This is a genomic window from Streptomyces sp. NPDC025784 (assembly GCF_055558435.1).
Window position 1 is genome coordinate 37,942 of sequence record NZ_JBVHMN010000018.1, and the last position, 16,831, is coordinate 54,772.

At 71.7% G+C, this 16,831-nt stretch carries 15 protein-coding genes; 7 read left to right on the top strand and 8 right to left on the bottom strand.

Annotated elements, in window-relative coordinates; genetic code table 11:
• Nucleotides 1–45: 45 nt before the first annotated feature.
• Nucleotides 46–399, bottom strand: coding sequence for a hypothetical protein (locus ACZ4IF_RS32825; RefSeq protein WP_095936118.1), 354 nt, complete (start codon nucleotides 397–399; stop codon nucleotides 46–48).
• A 425-nt stretch (nucleotides 400–824) separates the two neighbouring features.
• On the opposite strand from ACZ4IF_RS32825, the gene ACZ4IF_RS32830 reads away from it, so the two are divergent.
• Nucleotides 825–1,886, top strand: a complete 1,062-nt coding sequence (locus ACZ4IF_RS32830; RefSeq protein WP_467569459.1) for a C40 family peptidase — start codon at nucleotides 825–827, stop codon at nucleotides 1,884–1,886.
• 181 nt (nucleotides 1,887–2,067) lie between these two features.
• Here ACZ4IF_RS32830 and ACZ4IF_RS32835 read toward each other — a convergent pair whose 3' ends face one another.
• Together ACZ4IF_RS32835 and ACZ4IF_RS32840 are read right to left on the bottom strand one after the other, a co-directional pair.
• Nucleotides 2,068–2,820 carry a response regulator transcription factor gene (locus tag ACZ4IF_RS32835; protein WP_359494146.1) on the bottom strand — a complete coding sequence of 251 codons (753 nt, stop codon included), beginning with the start codon at nucleotides 2,818–2,820 and terminating at the stop codon, nucleotides 2,068–2,070.
• Nucleotides 2,817–4,142 carry an ATP-binding protein gene (locus ACZ4IF_RS32840; protein WP_467569463.1) on the bottom strand — a complete coding sequence of 442 codons (1,326 nt, stop codon included), beginning with the start codon at nucleotides 4,140–4,142 and terminating at the stop codon, nucleotides 2,817–2,819. The genes ACZ4IF_RS32835 and ACZ4IF_RS32840 overlap by 4 nt, the downstream gene beginning before the upstream one ends.
• 141 nt (nucleotides 4,143–4,283) lie before the next feature.
• On the opposite strand from ACZ4IF_RS32840, the gene ACZ4IF_RS32845 reads away from it, so the two are divergent.
• Complete coding sequence (locus tag ACZ4IF_RS32845) at nucleotides 4,284–5,663, top strand: PspC domain-containing protein (protein ID WP_467569465.1); 1,380 nt, start codon at nucleotides 4,284–4,286, stop codon at nucleotides 5,661–5,663.
• A complete protein-coding gene (locus ACZ4IF_RS32850) occupies nucleotides 5,650–5,856 on the top strand; it encodes a hypothetical protein (protein ID WP_095936113.1) in 207 nt (68 codons plus the stop codon). Before ACZ4IF_RS32845 ends, ACZ4IF_RS32850 begins: the two co-directional genes overlap by 14 nt.
• A 20-nt stretch (nucleotides 5,857–5,876) precedes the next feature.
• Here ACZ4IF_RS32850 and ACZ4IF_RS32855 read toward each other — a convergent pair whose 3' ends face one another.
• On the bottom strand, nucleotides 5,877–6,395 hold the full coding sequence (locus tag ACZ4IF_RS32855) for a DoxX family protein (protein ID WP_467569470.1): 519 nt from the start codon (nucleotides 6,393–6,395) through the stop codon (nucleotides 5,877–5,879).
• A gap of 1,012 nt (nucleotides 6,396–7,407) precedes the next feature.
• Nucleotides 7,408–8,769 (bottom strand): hypothetical protein, encoded by a 1,362-nt coding sequence (locus ACZ4IF_RS32860; protein ID WP_467569475.1) that lies wholly within the window; start codon nucleotides 8,767–8,769, stop codon nucleotides 7,408–7,410.
• Nucleotides 8,770–8,966: 197 nt separating this feature from the next.
• On the opposite strand from ACZ4IF_RS32860, the gene ACZ4IF_RS32865 reads away from it, so the two are divergent.
• A complete protein-coding gene (locus ACZ4IF_RS32865) occupies nucleotides 8,967–9,854 on the top strand; it encodes a DUF4429 domain-containing protein (RefSeq protein ID WP_467569477.1) in 888 nt (295 codons plus the stop codon).
• A 92-nt stretch (nucleotides 9,855–9,946) separates the two neighbouring features.
• Here the strand turns inward: ACZ4IF_RS32865 and ACZ4IF_RS32870 are convergent, their stop codons facing one another.
• Nucleotides 9,947–10,741 (bottom strand): class II aldolase/adducin family protein, encoded by a 795-nt coding sequence (locus ACZ4IF_RS32870; RefSeq protein WP_467569480.1) that lies wholly within the window; start codon nucleotides 10,739–10,741, stop codon nucleotides 9,947–9,949.
• Nucleotides 10,742–10,900: 159 nt separating this feature from the next.
• Between ACZ4IF_RS32870 and ACZ4IF_RS32875 the strand changes: the two genes are divergently transcribed.
• On the top strand, nucleotides 10,901–11,437 hold the full coding sequence (locus tag ACZ4IF_RS32875) for a hypothetical protein (protein ID WP_359494164.1): 537 nt from the start codon (nucleotides 10,901–10,903) through the stop codon (nucleotides 11,435–11,437).
• Between the two features lie 284 nt (nucleotides 11,438–11,721).
• Nucleotides 11,722–12,273, top strand: coding sequence for a pyridoxamine 5'-phosphate oxidase family protein (locus tag ACZ4IF_RS32880; protein WP_467569484.1), 552 nt, complete (start codon nucleotides 11,722–11,724; stop codon nucleotides 12,271–12,273).
• Nucleotides 12,274–12,282: 9 nt separating this feature from the next.
• Here the strand turns inward: ACZ4IF_RS32880 and guaA are convergent, their stop codons facing one another.
• Nucleotides 12,283–13,869, bottom strand: a complete 1,587-nt coding sequence (gene guaA, locus ACZ4IF_RS32885) for a glutamine-hydrolyzing GMP synthase (RefSeq protein WP_467569487.1) — start codon at nucleotides 13,867–13,869, stop codon at nucleotides 12,283–12,285.
• Nucleotides 13,870–14,322: 453 nt separating this feature from the next.
• On the opposite strand from guaA, the gene ACZ4IF_RS32890 reads away from it, so the two are divergent.
• Nucleotides 14,323–14,607, top strand: a complete 285-nt coding sequence (locus ACZ4IF_RS32890) for a chorismate mutase (protein ID WP_095936106.1) — start codon at nucleotides 14,323–14,325, stop codon at nucleotides 14,605–14,607.
• An 853-nt stretch (nucleotides 14,608–15,460) separates the two neighbouring features.
• On the opposite strand, the gene ACZ4IF_RS32895 is transcribed toward ACZ4IF_RS32890, so the two are convergent.
• Nucleotides 15,461–16,621, bottom strand: coding sequence for a hypothetical protein (locus ACZ4IF_RS32895; protein ID WP_467569490.1), 1,161 nt, complete (start codon nucleotides 16,619–16,621; stop codon nucleotides 15,461–15,463).
• Between the last annotated feature and the right edge of the window lie 210 nt (nucleotides 16,622–16,831).

Genomic DNA, 16,831 nt, shown 5'->3' on the forward strand with positions numbered 1-16,831 from the left:
CTTCGCCACGCCCGGGCACCCTGCCCTGCCGGGGCCGCCGCGCGCTCAGGTCCAGAGGACGGCGATGAAGATGTTGGCGGTCGTCAGCAGGCCGACGAGGCCGAAGAGGCGCTTGTCCACCTGCTCGTCGTCCCGCTTCACGTAGACCAGCCCCAGGATCACGATCAGCAGGGCCAGCTTCACGCCGATCTTGATGTTGTCGACCGGGTTGTCGTCGGCCTGGTTGAGGCCGACCAGCACGACACCGGTGACCAGCATGGTCAGCGCGCCGTGCAGCATCGCGGGGACGAAGCGGGCGGTGCCCCGGCCCATCGCCTTCATCTGGGTGAGGAAGCCACCGAGGAGCGAGGCGATGCCGATGATGTGCAGGCCGACGAAGAGATGGATGAGTACGTCCATGAGGCCGGAGCCTAATCGGACGCCTCTGCCCTGCTTGTCACCGGCCCACCCCGTGAACCCCGCAGCACCGGCCCACCCCGTGAACCCCGTAGCACCGGAGCACCGCCGGATGCCCCGGATTCGGCGCTTCGGTCATTGCACCGCGTGAAGTCGGTGACGGCAGGCGGGGATCACGGCCGCATCCGGTCATCGGGCGCTCCAGTCCCGTCAGTTCCGTACATGCTGTTACCGACCCGTCACTCTCAGGTTTAGCGTCCTCCACCAGGTGACCGGCTCCCCATCGCCGTCCGGGCCAGGGACGGCCGTCGGCCACCTCCGCCGAGAAGGTCCGGCGGCGGCTCGTTCCCCCTGTGCGGGCCGCCGCCGGACGCGACACCGCTTGACCGCGATCCCCGGAGCGGTCGTACGGAAGGATGTGGGCCCTCGTGGCAGCGCACCGCAAGCCCAGACAGCGCTCGCTCGGCGGAAACACGGCCCGCACGGCCGCCACCATCGCTCTCGCCGGGGCGGCCACGGCGACCGGCTTCGAGGGGACCGGACATGCCGATCCCCAGCTGTCCCCCGCACAGGTGAAGGCCAAGGTCGACAAGTTGTACGAGGAGGCCGAGGTGGCCACCGAGAAGTACAACGGCGCCAAGGAGAAGGCCGACAAGGCGCAGAGCCGCCTCGACGAGCTGCGCGACGAGGTGGCACGCAAGCAGGACCGTCTCAACTCTGCGCGGGAGGCGCTGGGTTCGATGGCCGCGGCACAGTACCGCAGCGGCGGCCTGGACCCGGCGCTGCAACTCGCGCTCTCGGACGATCCCGACCAGTACCTGGAGGGTGCCGCGTTCGCCGAACGGGCGGGCAGCCGGCAGGCCGCGGCGGTGTCCCGGGTCGGCAAGCAACTGCGGGAGATCGAGCGGCTGCGCGGCGCCGCGCATGTCGAGGTCGCCTCGCTCAAGTCGCGGCAGGCCGAGCTGAAGCGGCACAAGAAGACCATCAACGGCAAGCTCGCCTCGGCGCGACGGCTGCTGGGACAGCTCAGCGAGGAACAGCGTGCGGCGCTCGGGGAGGCGGGCGGCGCCGGACACGCCTCGCGTTCCTCTGCCCGCGACCTGACACCCGTGGCGCCGTCGGGCTCGGTGCAGGCTCCCAACTCCCGTGCCGCGGCTGCGGTGTCGTACGCCTACGGGAAGCTCGGCAGCCCCTACGTCTGGGGCGCCACCGGCCCCGACGCCTTCGACTGCTCCGGCCTCATCCAGGCCGCGTACCGCTCCGCGGGCATCTCGCTGCCCCGCACGACGTACGCCCAGATCGACGCCGGCCGACGGGTCTCCCGCTCCGAACTCAGCCCCGGCGACCTCGTGTTCTTCTACTCGAGCATCAGCCACGTGGGCATCTACGTGGGCAACGGCCAGATGATCCACGCACCGAATCCCACGGCGCCGGTACGGCTCGCACCGGTCGAGTCGATGCCGTTCGCGGGGGCCACGCGGGTGGCCTGAGTCCCATGTGCCGCCGGTGTCAGCGGATGTCCCCGCACCGCGGCGCCGATCGCCGCCACACCGTCGGTGATGTCCGTGGCCGGGGAGACGGCATGGCCGGGGACCAGACCGGGGGGGCCGGGACGCCGGCGGAGCCCGGCCCGCTCGGCTGGGCGCCGCGGTGTCCGGGACCCCGGCCCGGTCAGACCAGCCGGCGTGCCGTGGCCCAGCGGGTCAGCTCGTGCCGGTTCGACAGCTGGAGCTTCCTCAGCACCGCCGAGACATGGGACTCGACCGTCTTCACCGAGATGAAGAGCTGCTTGGCGATCTCCTTGTACGCGTAGCCGCGGGCGATGAGGCGCAGCACCTCGCGCTCGCGCTGGGTGAGGCGGTCGAGGTCCTCGTCGACGGGCGGTGCGTCCGTCGACGCGAACGCGTCCAGCACGAAGCCGGCCAGCCGCGGCGAGAAGACCGCGTCGCCGTCCTGCACCCGGAAGATCGAGTCGACGAGGTCGGTGCCCGTGATCGTCTTGGTGACGTACCCCCGGGCGCCGCCGCGGATCACCCCGATGACGTCCTCCGCGGCGTCCGACACGGACAGCGCGAGGAAACGCACCGGCTGCTCCGCGTCCGCCATCAACGGGGCGCAACGGCGCAGCACTTCGACACCACCGCCGCCCGGCAGATGCACGTCGAGCAGCACGACCTCGGGCCGCGTGGCGGTGATCACGGTGACCGCCTGGTCGACGTCGGCGGCCTCGCCGACGACCTCGACGCCGGTGCGCTCGGTCTGCCCGATCTCGGCCTGCACGCCCGTACGGAACATGCGGTGATCGTCGACCAGCACGACACGCACATGGCGCCCGGCCCCGTCCGCGGCCCCTTGGGGCGCGGAGGCCGAAGGGGTCTCCTCAGCAGAACTGCCGGATTCCACAGGCCCGTTCGCGTCACTCATGACGTCTTCTCCGCCCTCTCCATCTCCAACTCGACCTCCGTGCCGCCGTCGGGCACCGCGCGCAGTCGCGCCGTGCCGCCGTGGCGCTCCATGCGGCCGATGATCGATTCTCTGACGCCCATGCGGTCGGCGGGTATCGCGTCGAGGTCGAAGCCGGGACCGCGGTCGCGGACGGACACGAAGACCGTCCTGCCCTCGACTTCGGCGTAGACCTGTACGGCGCCGCCCTTGCCACCGTACTTGGCGGCGTTCACCATCGCTTCCCGCGCGGCCTGCATCTGTGCGCCGATCCGTTCGTCGAGCGGGCAGTCGCCGACGATGACGACCTCGATGGGGACACCGTGCTTGTCCTCGACCTCGGCGGCATTGCGGCGCACCGCCTCGGCGAGGGTGTCGGGCTCCTCGGCCTCGTCCTTACCGGTGCCCTCCGGCTTGTACAGCCAGGCGCGCAGGTCGCGCTCCTGGGCGCGGGCCAGTCGCCGCACCTCGTTGCCGTTGTCCGCGTTGCGCTGGATCAGGGTCAGGGTGTGCAGCACGGAGTCGTGGACATGGGCGGCCACCTCGGCGCGCTCCTGGGCGCGGATGCGCATCAGACGCTCCTCGGAGAGGTCCTGCGTCATGCGGACGAGATACGGGCCGGCGAGGAGCGCTATGCCGACCAGGACGGCCAGCGCCGCCTGGAGCACGGAGCCCAGGTGCGCGGCCGAGCCCTGGAGGACGAATATCCCGGACACACCCGCGGTGACGAGCAGGACACCGGCCGCGGAGCGCAGCAACGTGAGCGTGCGACGACGGCGGCCGACCTCCACCCAGCGCGCCCGCCTGGCGTTGTCCGCCTGCCGCCAGACCAGGGCGACGCCCGCGCCGACGAGGACCGTCGGCCACAGATACGCCTTGGCTCCCCCGCCGAGATTCACATTGCCGACGAAGATCATGGCCACGACGACCATGAGCAGCAGCGCCACGATCTGACCCCGGTCCGGCTTGCGGGCCACGAGTCTGCGGCGGCCGTCCGGCGAGGTCTCCGAACTGAAGGACGGCGGGCGTCCGGAGTCGACCCCGCCGACACCGAGCGGCACGAAGAACCAGAACGCGGCATACAGCAGCGCCCCCAGACCGTCCGCCATGAACAGTCCGACGAACACGAGCCGCACCCAGATCACGGGCAGCCCGAGATGCCCGGCAAGCCCTCGCGCCACGCCCCCGAGCCAGCGTCCGTCGCTGCTGCGGTAGAGCTTGCGCGGGGGCCGCGGGTCGTCGACGGGCATCGCTGCGGCATCCGGCATGCCATCGATGTTCACACGACCGGCGGACACGGGCATCAGGGTCCGCCCCGGATACACCCCTGATCTTCGGAAAACCGGCGCCACGCACCCTCCTCCGCCCCCGTCAGGGCCGATATCAGGGTTGCGCCAGGGTCATCCCGACTCCCCTCGCCCCTCCCCGCCCGTCACCATGGACCCATGACAGATCAGCAGCACGCGGCGGCGGAGCCGGACCCCGGCCCCGACGGCCTCGGCGCCCCGCCCCCGGGCACCGGGCCGCGGGACACCGTGCCGCCCGCCGAGGGCGAGCCGCCGCACGCGCCCGAGGTCCCGCGCAAGTTCCGGCGCGACCGCCGGCACAAGATGCTGGGCGGGGTGTGCGCCGGTCTGGGCCGCCAGTGCGACATGGATCCGGTGATCTTCCGCGTCGTGCTCGCGGTGCTCTCCGCGACGGGCGGCATCGGTCTGATCTTCTACGGCTTCGTCTGGCTGTTCGTCCCGTACGACGACGATGACGAGAACGAGGTGCGCAAGCTCCTCACCGGCCGCGTGGACGGCCAGGCACTGGCCGCCGTGCTCTTCGCCCTGGTCGGCTGCGGCGTACTGCTCTCCATGCTGAAGAACGGCAGCGTGCTCGCCTTCTCCGTCGTCCTCTCCCTCCTGCTGGCCGGCGCGGGCTACTGGTCGCAGCACCGCGGCGCCCCCGACCCCGACCCGCTCGCCGCCCAGGCCGTCGCCGACGCCCCGCCGGAGGCGCAGGCCCCGCCCGTGCCCGCGTCCTACCCGTCGTGGTGGCGCGACCCGATCGTCAAGGACGGGTCGCACGTGGGCGGCACCGGCTATCTGTGGGGTCCGAGCGACACCGGGGACCGGGACGTGGCGGCCGCGGTCTCCATCGCCCGCGGCACCTCCCGCCCGGGTGTGCGCACGAGGACCGAGCCGAAGCCCCGCGGTCCGCGCTGGGTCGGCGGCTGGGTGTTCCTGCTCGCGCTCGTCGCCGGCGGCCTGGGCACGGGCCTCACCTGGGACGACCGGGCGCTCGGCACCAGCCTGCAGACCGGCCTGGCCTGCGCGCTGATCGTGTTCGGCCTGGGCATAGCCGTCAGCGCCTTCCTCGGGCGCACCGGCGCTGGATCGATCTTCCTGGCCGTGGTCACGGCGGGCCTGCTGGCGGCGTCCGCGGCGCTCCCCAAGGACATCACCACACAGTGGGTCCGGACGTACTGGACCCCCACGGCGGCGGCCGACGTCCGGGAGAACTACGACCTGGGCACCGGAGTGGGCACCCTGGACCTCACCCACCTGGACCTCGGCAAGGGCCAGACGGTGACGACGACCGCCGAGGTCGGCATCGGCCGGCTCAAGGTCGTCGTCCCCAAGGACGCGACCGTGAAGCTGAGCATCGACGTGGGCGTCGGGGACATCCAGCTGCCCGGCGAAGGCAAGAAGGACGTGGACGTGGAACCGGGCAAGTCCAAGGAACTGACGCTGTCGCCCACCGGCAAGGCCGGCGGCACGCTCGACATCGACCTGCATGTCGGCATCGGACAGGCGGAGGTGGCCCGTGCTGCGTCATGAGTTCCAGCCGGGAAAGCTGGTCGCCGGAGTCTTCCTCACCCTCGCGGGCGTGATCTACGCCGGCGACGCGGGCGGCGCCTGGCAGACGCCGTGGTTCGTGGTGATCCCCGTGGTCACGGGCGGCCTCTGCCTGGCGGGAGCGGTGGCGTCCGTCACCCACGCCGTCCGCAGACGCCGCACCGAACGCGGCTAGACAGGCCCCTGGCTGAATCCTCAGGCGCGTTGCGAACGCCGGGCCCGTAGGGCCGCGTCCACGGAGAAGTACGACGCGCCCGCGAGGACGAGGGGCAGCCAGGCCATCAGGTAGGCGAGGTCGTTGCCGTAGTAGTACGGGTCGGAGGCCCAGCTGACCGTCAGCCACAGGCTCAGCGAGATCAGCGCTCCGCCCAGCGCGGCGAGGCGGGCCAGGAGGCCGATCAAGGTGCCGATGCCGACGGCGAGTTCGCCAAGGGCGATGGCGTAACCGAAGCCGACGGGGTTCTTCAGAGCGAGGTCCACGAGGGCCGGGATGGCGGAGGAGTCCCGCGCGGAGCGCATGATGTCGCCGACCGAGCCGGAGCCGGCGCTCTGCATGAAGGCGCTGTCGGTGAGTTTGTCCAGGCCGGCGTAGATGAAGGTGACGCCGAGGAAGACGCGCAGCGGGAGGAGGGCGTAGCGGCTGGCCGTGTCCCGCCAGTCGCCTCCCTGACCCGAGTAGGAGGTGTGAGTATCCATTCGCATACCGTGAGTCATCGCCGTTCGCCGCCTCTCACCCAGGTGCCATTGCCCCTCAACAGACCATACGTATGACGATCGGCTCCCGCTCAATCCCCACGCCGCCTTTTTTCGCGCGTCCGCGCGTCCCTCGCCGCCCTCCAGGGGGCAGCCCCACCCGCGTCTCCGCCGCACCTGGCCATGACGTCCCCCGGAGCCGCCGTGGATCGGCCCGAACGGCCTCGTCCGCGAACGCCGGACGGGCTGAGGCGATCCCCCCTCACCCCGACGGCACGGCCCCCGGAACTGGGGGAAATCGGCATGGACGGCCTCGTCCTCAATCGCCGGACGGGCTGGGAGGTGGCTCCCTGCCCTCAAATGCGGGCCAGGACGGAAACCGCCGCCGGACGGGACGGGAGCCAGCCTCGGACGACAACGGCCTGGAGGCTGCCGCCGGACGGGCTGAAGAGTGGCCGGACGAGCTGGAGAAGTGACCGGACGAGCTGGAGAGGTGGCCGGACGGACTGAAGAGCGGGCCGGACGGACTGGAGAGGTGACCGGACTGAAGGGTGACCCCGGCTCCGGACCATGGCGGGAACCCGCGATGGACGCACCCGCAGCCGCCCTCTCACGCAAGAGACCGCACCCCGGACGCACCCGCAGCCGCCCACTCACCGAAGGGGCCGCACCCCGGACGCACCCGCAGTCGCCCACTCACGCAAGAGACCGCACCCCGGACGCACCCGCAGTCGCCCACTCACCGAAGGGGCCGTGCCGGTGAATCGAATGCCCGTTGCGGACGGCAACACGACCCCACCGCACCGACACACCGGACCACACAAGGGCTGCAACGGGCGGATCACCGGCACGGCCCCGACCCACCCACCGCACAGACGGCGAAACGGCCACCGAACCCACGGCACCCACCCACCGCACCGACGGCACCCACCCACCGCACAGACGGCGAACCAGCCACCGCACCGGCGGCGGCCCACTCAGGCGTGACGCCCCGACGGCGGACACGCCCCGGCACACCACGCCCCAGCGACCGTCAGTCCGTCACATCGATCGCGTACCGGTTCGTCTCGACCCCGGCAGCCGTCACCACCTGCACCTCGACCCGCCCCGGCTCCACATCCACCGGCACGGGTACCGTCAGCAAGGCATCCGTGGGGTTGCTGAAGCCCCCGGCCACCGGCACCAGCGGCACATGCACATGCACGGCCCCGATCCGGACCACCATCCGCGACAGCCGGTCCGCCGCCTGCGCCCCGGGCGGCACGAACCCGGCCCCCCGGATCTCGATGTCGTCACCGGTACGGATGGGCGCGTCGAGATCCCCCGCCTCCCGGGACCGCACCACGGAGAGGATCACCGGCCGCCCACCCTCGGCGTACTTGCTCGCGAGATACGTAGCCGCCGACACCAGTACCAGCAGCGCCAGCCCCCACGGAAGGTCCGGCAACTGCGCCGGCCGCCGAGCGAGCCGCACCGCCGCGAAGACGAGGGCCACCGCGCTGATCACCACGTACTGGATGTCCGCGAAGCCCCCCTTCCCCGCATCGTCCGTGAGCAGATCGGCGGCCCGCGGCCGATCGGCCCGCACCTTCTGCAACCGCTGCCCCAGAACCCGCAGCCCCACCACCCGCCGCACCAGCACCGCCACCCCGCACACCACGGCGACGACGGTGACCACACCCGCGCCCCGCGCAAGATCCAGCCCGGCGATCAGCTCGTCCCGTCGGCCGTGCGCGGACGCCGCCGCGAGCTGCCCGACGAGCACCAGCACCGCGTACACCACGAACAGCACCCAGCCCCCGGCCACCGCCCTGGACGTGGAGAGCCGGTTGTCCTCACCGATGACGGGGGCGAGCGCACCCCCGCGGCTCCGGTGCAGCCAGGCCGCGCCCGTCAACAGCCCGGCCACCACGACCGCCGCGACCAGCCCGGCGGTCCGCGCCGCCGTCCACCCCGCGCCGATCGCGGTGAGCGCCTGCGTCAGCAGGAGCACGCCCACACCGCCCCACACGGCGTACGCGGTGTACCGCCACAGCCGCGCCAGCCAGGCCGCGCCCTCCAGCCGCCCGCGTTCGGCGACGAGGTCCGCGGACTGGGTCAGTTCGTCGGAGACCCACTGCCGGGACGCGGACGCCGAGTGCGCGACGCCGGCCGGCAGCCCGCGCCCGGACGCCAACTCGTCGCGCTTCGCGAGGAATTCGGCGACGGCACGCCGATGCCCCGCCCGCGCCCCGTGCGGGCAGTCCCCACAGGTGCAGCCCCCTTCATGGGCACCACCGCGGGCACCTCCCCGGCCTCCCCCGGACGCACCCGAGAACGCCCCAGGATCCGCCCCCTGCCCGGCTCCCGCCCCGGCACCGCGCCCCGCACCGTGTCTCGCCTCCTGCACCGCCACGCCCGCTGCCGCCTTCCCGCGCCGCACATCTCCGCGCAGCCAGACCTTCCGTACGCCTGACTGCCGCACAACTGCCTTACAACTGCCCCGCGATGACAGCGAATTGTGCCGTACGGAACACGGCCCGAATCCGGCAGGTCTGGTCAGCGTGGGTGAAGCACCGGCGCCCGTGTTGACCGGGCTGCGAGAATTTCCCCATGGCCGAGATCATCCAGCGCGACGGGACCTGGGCCTTCGACGGCAGCACGGTCAGGATCACGCCGGGGCTCCACCGTTCCGTGCCGCTGTTCCGCCAGACGTACGGGGAGATCGCCGTCCCGCTGGAGGCGGTGGCGGGCATCGTCTACGAACCCGAGCGCAAACGGGGCCGGCTGCGGCTCAGGCTGCGCGAGGGCTCGGACCCCCTGCTTCAGGCGACCGGGGGCAGACTGCCCGACGCGGCGGACCCGTACCGGCTCACGGTCGACGTCGACCGGTCCGGCGTCGCGGAGTACGTCGCCGAGGAGGTCCGCCGTGCGCTGCTGCTGGACCAGATTCCCAAAGAACCGGCGCGGACCTACCTCCTGGCAGGCCCGCCGGTCCCCGTCTCGGTGCGTTCCAGCGACGGGACGGTCTCGTTCGACGGGGTGCAGGTGCGGATCGACTGGTCGGACACGTCGGACCGGGTGAAGCGGGCGACGGGCCCACGGATCATCTCGGTGGGCGACCTCGTGCAGGTCGAGTGGCTGCCCAACTCCGGTTACGAGGACGGGTTCCTGCGTTTCGTCACCCGCGAGACGGTGTTCTCCAAGCTGCCTCCCGAGAAGGACCCGTACGCCCTGGACCTGTGGGGCAGCACCCGCCGTGACCTGCTGACGGCGCTGGTCGCCGCGGCGGTGACGGCGCGCCTGCCTCATCCGTCCACTCGGGCGGACGAGCACGTGGCCCGGGAGCGTCCCGCGCTCACCGCGGCGGCATCGCCCACGTCGGACCGGCACGACGTACTGCTGCGCCGGCTCAGGGAGTTGGGCGAGCTGCACCGTGCCGGGGTCCTCACGGACGAGGAGTTCGCCCTGACGAAGGCAGCGGTCCTGCGCGACTTCTGACCCACGATCCGCCGCCACCCCACAACCCCCGACCCCAAGGCACCGCCTCCAAGGCACGGCCCTCCGACGTGGCGCCCCCAACGCCACCACACCTACGACAACAGATCCGGCTCGCTCCGACTGATGTCCTGCCACAACGGCTGGTAGTTGATCCACGCCACCAGATCACCGCCGAGCTGTTCCCGCGTGGCGACCGCCTGCTTGTGGTCGATGAGGAGAGGACGCCCCGCGGCCTTGGCGGTGAGCTGGACCTGGCAGGACCGCTCCATGGACAGGAACCACCAGGCGGCGGCGTCCACCGAGTCGCCCACGGTCAGCAGCCCGTGGTTGCGCAGGACGAGCGCCTTGCGGGTGTCGAGCGCGGCGGCGATCCGACGGCCCTCCTCGGCGTCGACGGCGACGCCGCTGTACGCGTCGTAGAGTGCGTGATCTTCATAGAAGGCGCAGCTCTCCTGCGTGATCGGGTCGAGCAGGTCGCCCAGCGCGGCGAGGGCGCGGCCGTGCACGGAGTGGCAGTGCGCGACGGCGACGACGTCGGGCCGGGCGGCGTGGACCTGGGCGTGCACGGTGAACGCCGCCTGGTTCACGTGGTAGCGGCCCTCGATCACCTGCCCGTCCTGGTTGGCCAGGACCAGGTCGCCGACGGTCACGTGCTTGAAGGGCATCCCGAACGGATTGACCCAGAAGCAGTCGCTGTACTCGGGGTCGCGCGCCGTGATGTGTCCGGAGACCCCGTCCTCGAACCCGAACCGGCCGAAGACGCGCAGCGCCCCGGCCAGCCGCTCCTTGCGGTGCCGCCGCTCGTCGTCGACCGAGTCGTGCATCGGCGGCATGGCGAACCGGAGCCGGTCGGTGGGTAGGGGCAGGGGCGGGGTGGGCCCGTGCATATGTCCTCCAGCACTGGCGTGTGCGGTACGGAGCGGAAGTTACCCGGGGTCAGCGCAGGAGAACAGAGTCGTTCGGTGAAGAGATGGCCACAACCGTGGCCGGAGGTCACTGGTCTGTCTGGGTGACACCGACCCACGCCTGGGACACGGGAGGCACGCATGAACCGCGCAGAGCGGCGGATCCTCGTCCTGCTCGGGCAGCTCGCGGAGCGGGACTTCGTCGTCGTCGACGATCTCGGCGGCTCACCGCGCCGGCTCGCCACGCTCGCGTACGTGGCCGAGCAGCACGGTTTCCGCTACGCGGAGGCGCACCGGGTGGGACGTGCGCTGCAGATCCAACTGGTGCGCACCCAGCGCCCTGGAACGGCACCGAAGGCCGAGGACTCGCGTGCCGTACCGGGGCTGCGTCCCGGCACGCTCCGACCGCTCGGGGAGGCGGCGCGGACGGTACGCGGGCTCCGGGACCGGATCGAGTTCGACGCGATGGCCGAGGACCCGAGCGCGTGGTCCCGCGCGGCGATCATGACGGGCTGCGCGCTCTTCGTCTCCCTGGTCTGCGCGGTGTACGGCTGGCGTGCGGCGCTGATCGGGTTCGCCGTCGCGGAGGCGTTGTCCATGGGCTTCCTGGCCCTGGAGGTCGCCCACCGCCGCAGGGTGGCGCGCCGCGTCGGCACGGCGGGCCTGGCGTCCGGCTGACCCGAGACAGGGCGCCCCGGTGGGAGCGTTCGTCACCGTGACAGGCGGATGCGGGGTGACCGCGGGGCGGTGGGGGCTGGTCGCGCAGTTCCCCGCGCCCCTGGCGGGGCGGCTCCAGCCGACGCTCTTCCGTGCGGGTCGCTTTTGCACGCACAGGGGCCCGACACCGACACCGACACCGACACCGACACCGACACCGACACCGACAGGGAAACGGCCAGGGAAACAGCCGGGCACACTAAATCCAGACAGAAGATGTCTGGTATCCCCGCCACACTCCTCCCATGACCGAACACCACCCGACACCCGGCCCACAGGCCCAGGAACCGACCGCCCCCGCTGCACCGGCACCGTCGGCACCGACGAACTGGGCGGCCTTCGCCACAGCCGAACCGGACCTGGCCAGGACGGTCGAGGACCGCTACGGCGGCTTCACACACCACGTCCTGGCGACCCTCCGCAAGGACGGCTCGCCCCGCACGACCGGCCTGGAGGTGCGCTTCCTGAACGGCGAGCTGTGGCTCGGCATGATGCCCGGCTCGCTCAAGGCCCTCGACCTGCGCCGCGATCCGCGCTTCGCGCTCCAGGCCAACCCGGGGCCGGGCACGGGCATGGGCGGCGGGGACGTGCGGATCAGCGGCCGGGCGGTGGAGGTCGGCGACGAGGACGCGGCGACGAAGGCCGCGTACGTGAAAGAGGTGGAACCGCCGCAGCCGTTCCACCTCTTCCGCACCGAGTTGACGGAGGTCGTACGGACCTACGTCGAGGACGACACGTATCTGGTCGCCGAGGTCTGGCGGCCCGGAGAGCCGGTGCGGACTCTCAAGCGGACGTGACCTGGGGATCTACTCCCACTCGATGGTGCCCGGGGGCTTGGACGTCACGTCCAGGACGACGCGGTTGACGTCCGCCACCTCGTTCGTGATGCGGGTGGAGATCCTGGCGAGGACCTCGTACGGCAGGCGCGACCAGTCGGCCGTCATGGCGTCCTCGCTGGAGACGGGGCGCAGGACGATCGGGTGACCGTACGTGCGGCCGTCGCCCTGGACGCCCACGGAGCGGACGTCGGCGAGCAGGACGACCGGGCACTGCCAGATGTCGCGGTCGAGGCCCGCGGCCGTGAGCTCCTCGCGGGCGATGGCGTCGGCCTCGCGCAGCAGGTCGAGGCGCTCCTTGGTGACCTCGCCGACGATGCGGATGCCGAGGCCGGGGCCGGGGAACGGCTGGCGCTGGACGATCTCGTCCGGCAGGCCGAGCTCCTGGCCGACCATGCGGACCTCGTCCTTGAAGAGCTTGCGCAGCGGCTCGACGAGCTCGAACTCGAGGTCCTCGGGGAGACCGCCCACGTTGTGGTGGGACTTGATGTTGGCCGTGCCGGTGCCGCCGCCGGACTCGACGACGTCCGGGTAGAGGGTGCCCTGGACCAGGAAGGCGACGTCCTCGCCCTCCGCGGCCTCGGCGATGATCTCCGCCTGGGCCTGCTCGAAGACGCGGATGAACTCGCGCCCGATGATCTTCCGCTTCTCCTCGGGGTCGGAGACCCCGGCCAGCGCGGCGAGGAAGCGCTCCTCCGCGTCCACGACCTTCAGCTGGACGCCGGTGGCCGCGACGAAGTCCTTCTCGACCTGCTCGGTCTCGTCCTTGCGCATCAGACCGTGGTCGACGTACACACAGGTCAGCTGGGAGCCGATGGCCTTCTGGACGAGGGCCGCGGCGACGGCGGAGTCCACGCCGCCGGACAGGCCGCAGATGGCGCGCTTGCTGCCGACCTGCTCGCGGATGAGGGCGACCTGCTCGTCGATGACGTTGCCGGTGGTCCAGTTCGGCTTGAGGCCGGCACCGCGGTACAGGAAGTGCTCCAGCACCTGCTGGCCGTGCGTGGAGTGCATCACCTCGGGGTGGTACTGCACGCCGTAGAGCTTCTGCTCGTCGTTCTCGAAGGCCGCGACCGGGACGACGTCCGTGGACGCCGTGACGGTGAAGCCCTCGGGGGCTGCGCTGCACGCGTCGCCGTGCGACATCCACACCGACTGCTCGTCCGGGGTGCCCTCGAAGAGGGTGGAGCCGGACTTCGAGACGTGCAGGGGCGTGCCGCCGTACTCGCGGGCGCCGGTGTTGTCGACCGTGCCGCCGAGGGCCGTCGCCATCAGCTGGAAGCCGTAGCACATGCCGAACACGGGGACGCCGGCCTCGAAGATCTCGCGGTCGAGGCGCGGGGCGCCCTCCGCGTAGACCGACGAGGGGCCGCCGGAGAGGATGATCGCCGCCGGGTTCTTGGCGAGCATCTCCGCGACGGGCATGGTGCTCGGCACGATCTCGCTGTAGACCCGGGCCTCGCGGACGCGACGGGCGATGAGCTGGGCGTACTGCGCACCGAAGTCGACGACCAGGACGGTGTCGGGGGCGGCGGCAGCGGGGGTCGCTGATGACACGGGTTGCCTTCCGGCGGTGAGCATGGTGGGTGTGGTGCCGAGTCTACCGGGGGCCGGGACCGTGGCGCCTACGCCGGGTTTGTCACCCCCGCCCGGAGCCCGGGGGAGCTCACCGGGCAGCCGCCCGGACCACCCCCCGAGCCCCCCCGGGACTCACACCGCGAGCCCCCCGGCCCGGACTCACACCCTGAGCGCGCTGCCCGGGGTCTCAGCATCCGAACGGGCTTGGTCCGCGTCCGCCGCCGGTGCATACTGGCCGCATGCTCACGCACCAGACCGCCGCGATCTTCGCGTTTACCTATGGCAACCGGCCCGCCGGCTGCCATGGTCGTGCTGCTTGAGCAACTGACAAGCGACTTCCCAGGCGCCCCGGGCCGACAAGGCCCGGGGCGTCTGCCGTTTCCGGGCCCTGCCGCCCCGGGGCTCCCCTTCCACGGACAGAGGAGCCCCACCATGGCCGACGTACTCGACAAGACCGGCGCCCGCACCGACGAGGCCGCCGATGTGATCACCGGCGCCCGCGAGCGCATCGACGCGCTGGACGACCGGATCATCGGTCTCATGCAGGAACGGATGGCCGTCTCGGCGGTGATCCAGGAGGCCCGGATCTCGTCCGGCGGCCGCCGGGTGAACCTCTCGCGCGAGATGGAGGTGCTCGGCCACTACAGGGAGGCGCTGGGCAAGCCCGGCACCTCCCTGGCCATGACGCTGCTCGAGCTGTGCCGGGGCCGCATCTGACCACGTCGGGGCCGCTTCTGAATCCCGTACACGGCGTACGCACGTACGCATTCCGTCTCACCCGTACGGCGCGTGACCGGGCCGCAGCGGGCTTCGTTGGTCCCGGTGTCCGTGTCATCCAGGGGCGGGCCCGAAAGAACCACGCGTGGCTCCACTGGAGCGATGAGACGTACGGATCGTGCTGTGCGTCGTGGGACCTCGCTCCAGGGGTGTGACCGGACGGCAGGGGACAGCAGCCCGGTCACTCAAGAGAACGGTCGGCTCCGGGGACGCCCGGGGCCGGCCGGCGGAATCCGTTCGGAGGCGGTTGCGGAGGCGGTCGCGACGGTTGCGGAGGCCGTCGCCCGTCCAGCACGACGCGAGAACGGCTCCCGTACGAACCCTCCGGCACCCGTCAGTCCCGTACGAACAGCCCGCACGACCCGTCCCGTACGAACAGCCCTGCACGCCTCAGTCCCGTAGGCATCAGTCCCTCAGGCATCAGCCCCGTACGGACGGCCCACCGTACGAGAACACCCGCCGTACGAGAACGACCCCGGCTCTCATGGCGGACACCCCCGTAGCCGACCGATCAGCCAACCGGATCCACTCCACACCGCAGTACGCCCGTACCACCCGCTGCCAAAGGTCGACACCACGCGCGCGCCTCGAACGCGCCGGGGCGCACGACCGGCGGTCACACCGGACCACCCCCGGACCGGCGACGCACCCCCCGGCGTCGCTCCCAGGCACCGGCGCTGCCCTGACGTCGGTGCTGACGAAAGAAGGGCCCCGCGGCACCTCCCTGATCTCTCGGCTCCGCCCGAGCAGGGACCACCGCGGGGCCCTTCGTCATGTCGCGCCGTGTCCCCGACTAGGTGCGGGACAGCGTGCCGCAGGCGCCCGGCTCGGAGTTCTGGATGCCGCGGCTGCGGTCGTACGGGTCGACGGTGGGCCCCGACGGGTCCGGTCCGCCGGGGTCGGCCGAGTCGAACCGCGGGTGCAGGAAGCCGTCGTGGACGTCGCAGGCCGAGTTGGCCAGGTCTCGGTCGTAGCGCAGGATCGCGAGTTTGCCGGGGGTGACCCGGTACTTCGTCGGGTCGGAGACCTCCAGGTCGAGGACACGGCGCACGATGGTGCGGGTCACCCCGGTGGAGTTGTTGTCGGCCCGGGTCACGGGATACACGAAGCTGTAGTCGGCGTGGATGACGACGGAGGCGCGCTCCCCCGCCTTGAACGTGATCCGGCCGCGTGTCTTGACCACGTCCCCGACGAGCCGGATCTCCTTGGGGTCGAACCGGGTGAACAGCGCGAGCGGATCGTCGTCCTTGCCCGGCGACCGCAGCCAGCGGTTCACGTCGTCGAGCATCTTGGGCTGCTTCGGGTCGAGCGTGGCGATCGCCGTCTCGGGGCGTTCGCCGCGCAGCGTCGCCCGGTCGAGGTTCGCCTCGACGAGCAGGGTCTTGGTGCGCTTCAGCGCGGTGGCGACCTGCGCCTCGGTGAGCGGGCCGATCGCGGTGGCCCGAGGGACGACGATGCCGTCCGTGCCGTCGGCCCAGCGCTCGGCGGGCGATCCGGCGAACGGCCTGTCCAGCGTGGGGGTGCCGGACGACGCGGAGGGCGCCGCCGTCGGGGGTGCGGTCTCGTCGGGGAGCCGGGAGGCCGCGGACGCCTCGTCGGACGACGTACCGGACGACGTGCCGAAGGGATCGCCCGGCAGCAGGGACGGCTTCATCGCCACGACCGCCACCACGACGGCGAGCGGCACTCCGATGACTGCCCATAGACGTCGGCGCCGCGCGGAGCGGCGCTTCGTCTCGTGCACCGAGGGGCCCACCCGCCAGCTCTCCGGCCGGTCGCCGCGCTCGTCCTGCTGCCGCAGCCGCTCGGTCACCATGCGCGCCCGCGCGGACGGCTCCTTGGGAGCCGAGTTCCGGATGTCGCGCTCGGTGTCGCGGGCGAACTGGTCCCACACGTCGTCGCTGAAGGACGAATCCCCGTTCCCACCCGGTTTGTTGTCAGACACGAGGGACATTTCTAAGCGGTTCGAAAGGGCTTGCACAAGTCGCACTCGGATGTGACTCACCACACATAAAAATCATGTGAGGTGCAGGACAACCTTTCCCCGGCCCCACCGGTCACACCTGCAGAACCAACGGCCACACCCGCGCCCCACACGCGGAGGCCTCACCCAGACGAGCCCACTCGAGCGCCCGCGAACTCGCGGCGCACCGGACTTTCGAGG